Genomic DNA, 3,718 nt, shown 5'->3' on the forward strand with positions numbered 1-3,718 from the left:
TCTACAACGACGCATCGAGCCTGACCGCCAACATCACCGCCACCGCGGGCGGCAACTTCGAGCACCTGGTGATCGGCACCGGCACGGCGACGGCCAACGTCACCGACACCACCACCGACGCGACGGTCAACCTGAGCGCCTCGACGGTCGCCGAGGGCGCGGTCGCCAACTACGTGTTCACGGCGACGCTGTCGGACGCCTCGCATGGCGTCACCACGATCACCACCGACAAGGGCGACATCACCATCGCCGATGGCCAGACCACCGGCACGCTGACGATCGCCTCGGGCAATGGCGAGGACGTCTACAACGACGCATCGAGCCTGACCGCCAACATCACCGCCACCGCGGGCGGCAACTTCGAGCACCTGGTGATCGGCACCGGCACGGCGACGGCCAACGTCACCGACACCACCACCGACGCGACGGTGAATCTCAGCACGTCGAACGTTACGGATCACGATACCAACGTCACCTTCACGGCGACGTTGAGCAACGCCTCGCAAGGCGTCACCACGGTCCACACCGACCATGGCGACATCACCATCGCTAACGGCCAGACCGTTGGCACACTGGTGATCGCAACCCCCAACGCATCAAGCCTGTCCGCGACCATCACCGGCACCTTGGGCGGCAACTTTGAACACCTGGTGGTCGGCACCGGCACGGCGACGGCGCAGATCATCGACGCAACTGCGCCGACCGTGACGATTACCGACGACGAGCCGGCGGCGACGGCCAACATTGCCGGTGGCAATGTCCTCTACACCTTCACCTTCAGCGAGCCTGTCACCGGATTTGTTACATCAGATATCGTTGTGGGAGGCGGTACCAAGGGTACGTTCACCGCGGTGAGCAGCACGGTTTACACCTTGGATGTGATCCCAACCGCGAATACGCAGGCCGGTATCATCACCGTAGATGTGGCGGCAGGCGCGGCCAACGATGCAGCCAGCAACGGCAACACGGTGGCGATCCAGGCGACGCAAGCTTACGACACCAAGGCGCCGACGGTTATCATCACCGACGACGAGCCGGCGGCGACGGCCAACATTGCCGGTGGCAGTGTCCTCTACACCTTCACCACCAGCGAGAGCGTTGGCAGCACGCTGACCATTGCGGACGTGACGGTAACGGGCGGCACGGTCGGTGCGCTGACGCAAGTCGGCACCAGCAACGTATATAACCTGACCGTGACCCCGACGGCCAACGTCGATGCCGGCACGATCAGTGTAACAGTGAACCAGGTTGGCATCACCGATACGGCGGGCAATTCGGGGACCGGCACTGTCAATGCCACCCAGGCCTACGATACCAAGGCGCCGACCGTTTCGGTCGACATCATCGCCCCAGACCTGCCGGCAGGCGGGACATCACAGGTAAAGTTTGTCTTCAGCGAAGTCCCTACCGGTTTCACGGCGGCCGACATCATTGTGACGTCAGGCAGCGGCTCGATCACCAGCGGGCCGACCATAGACGCCACAGATCCAACCGGCAAAACCTATGTCGCAACGTTCACCGCATCTTCGACTTTTGTCGGAAACGCGACCGTTTCAGTGAGCTCGGGAAGCTATACGGATGCAGCTCTGAACACAGGCTCCGGAGGCAACGACACGGTATTCGAGGGCTTTACCTTTGACGCAGCGACGAAGGAAAACGGGCAAAGCGGCAATTTCACTCTTTCCGGGCACTATAATACCGGTGTGACGATACGCGCGTACTGGGACGTCGACAATCCGACCCACGCAGTTGCCGTGACGCTGAATGGCGATGGCACCTGGAGCGGGGCTAAGACCAACCTGGGCAACAACACCGGAGCCCACACCTTCTTTGTGGTCGCTACGACAGGCAGCAGTACCATTGTCCAATCCATCGGTGTCACAGCGCCCGCCGGCATTGCCGGAGAGGCTGTGAACTTGGGACTTACCGATCCAGCCGGCCACGATGGCGCGATTACGCTCACGATTAGTGACGTCCCCGACGGATGGACGATCGATGGGGGCACCCGCAACGCGGACGGCTCTTGGACCGCAACAACCACGAATGTTTCCGCCCTGACCGTCACGACGCCGGTCACCTATACCGGTGCACACGTGCTCAACGTGACCGGGACCTGGAGTAACGAGGACGGGACCACCGGGACCATGACCATCGCGGACAACGTGGAAATCTATGCCAAGGGTTCGCCCATCTTTGCTTTGTCTGGAAACGACTACCTGACCGGGTCCAGCGGCAACGACCTCTTCGTCTTCTCGCAGCCGATCGGTGCCGACACGGTGCACAATTTCGACGCCGCGGCCGACCAGATCGACCTTATCGGCTACAACGGACTGGCGGACTTTGCCGACCTGCAGACCCATATCGCCGACGATGCCCACGGCAACGCGGTGATCACGCTGGGCGATGGGCAGTCGATCACGCTGGATGGCGTGCACTCGGGCGCGCTGACGGCAGGCAATTTCGTCTTCGACCAGACGCCGGTGGTCAACAATGCCGGCACCATGACGATCGGCGACGGCGCCTTGCTGCCGCTGAGCGGCATGATCAACAATAGCGGCCTCATCTCGCTGGACTCGACCGGCGGTGAAACGCTGCTGCAAATCATCCAGCATGGCGTGACCCTGCAGGGCGGCGGGCAGATACTGTTGTCCGACAGCGCCGCCAACGTGATCTCCGGCACGGGGCCGGACGTCACTCTGGTCAATGTCGACAACACGATATCGGGCGCCGGCCAGTTGGGCGGCGGGATGCTGAGCCTCGACAACCAGGGCACCATTATCGCCTCCGGCGCGAATGCGCTGGTCATCGATACGGGGGGCAGCGTCGTCACCAACTCCGGAACATTGGAGGCGACCGGTTCAGGTGGACTGACGATCACCGGCGGGCTGGCGAATTCCGGCATGCTGTTGGCCAATGGCGGCGACATAGTCATCCATGGCCAGGTCACCGGCGACGGCGATGCCACGATCGGCAACCTGTCGAAGCTTGAGTTCGGCAGCGCCTCGTCGACGGATGTCACCTTCGCGCACGATGCGGCCGGCACGCTGCAGCTCGACGATTCCTTCGATTTCAGCGGGCGGATCGGCGGCATCACCAATGACGACAGGCTTGAGCTCGAGGACATCCTGTTCGGCGCGGGAACGACGGCCGTCTACCAGGCAAACCAGGATGGCAGCGGCGGAACGCTGACCGTTTCGGACGGCACCCACGGTACCGCGCTGCATCTGGTCGGCAGCTACGATGCGAACGGCTTCAAGCTTGCCGATGACGGCCAAGGCCATACCGCCGTTTCGTACAATCCGGCGGAATTCACGCTGACGGGCGTTGGCAATGGAGCAATTTCAAGCGACTTCGTGGTGTGAACCAAAAGGCCGCCGCCAGCGGCGGCCCACCTGGCCTGATGCGTATCGAGTGGGGTTCTGGACGTGGATAGCAAATCTCGAATTGTGAAGGATGCGCTTCGGGCCTGCCGCCGCTATTTCCTGGTAGCGGCGGCGTTCAGCCTGGCCATCAATCTGCTCTATCTCGCGTCCCCACTCTACATGCTGCAGATCTACGACAGGGTCGTTACCAGCGGCAGCGAAACCACGCTGGTGATGCTGACCCTGGTGTTGCTGGCGGCCTTTCTTTCGCTGGCCGGCCTCGACCTGGTGCGCGCCTCCATCCTGACGCGTGCCAGTGCGCGGCTCGACCGGCTGCTGTCGGCAAAAGTCCTGGC

The 3,718-nt window shown here is 62.6% G+C and carries 1 protein-coding gene and 1 pseudogene; both read left to right on the top strand.

The features are described from left to right. A partial coding sequence (locus tag EN879_RS39130; protein ID WP_164774611.1) for an Ig-like domain-containing protein occupies positions 1–3,362 on the top strand: 3,362 nt, incomplete at its 5' end. A 63-nt stretch (positions 3,363–3,425) separates the two neighbouring features. Then, positions 3,426–3,718: pseudogene (locus tag EN879_RS27505) on the top strand (type I secretion system permease/ATPase); the annotation flags it as partial.

The organism is Mesorhizobium sp. M7A.F.Ca.AU.002.02.1.1 (assembly GCF_003998535.1).
Taxonomy (GTDB): Bacteria; Pseudomonadota; Alphaproteobacteria; order Rhizobiales; family Rhizobiaceae; genus Mesorhizobium; species Mesorhizobium ciceri.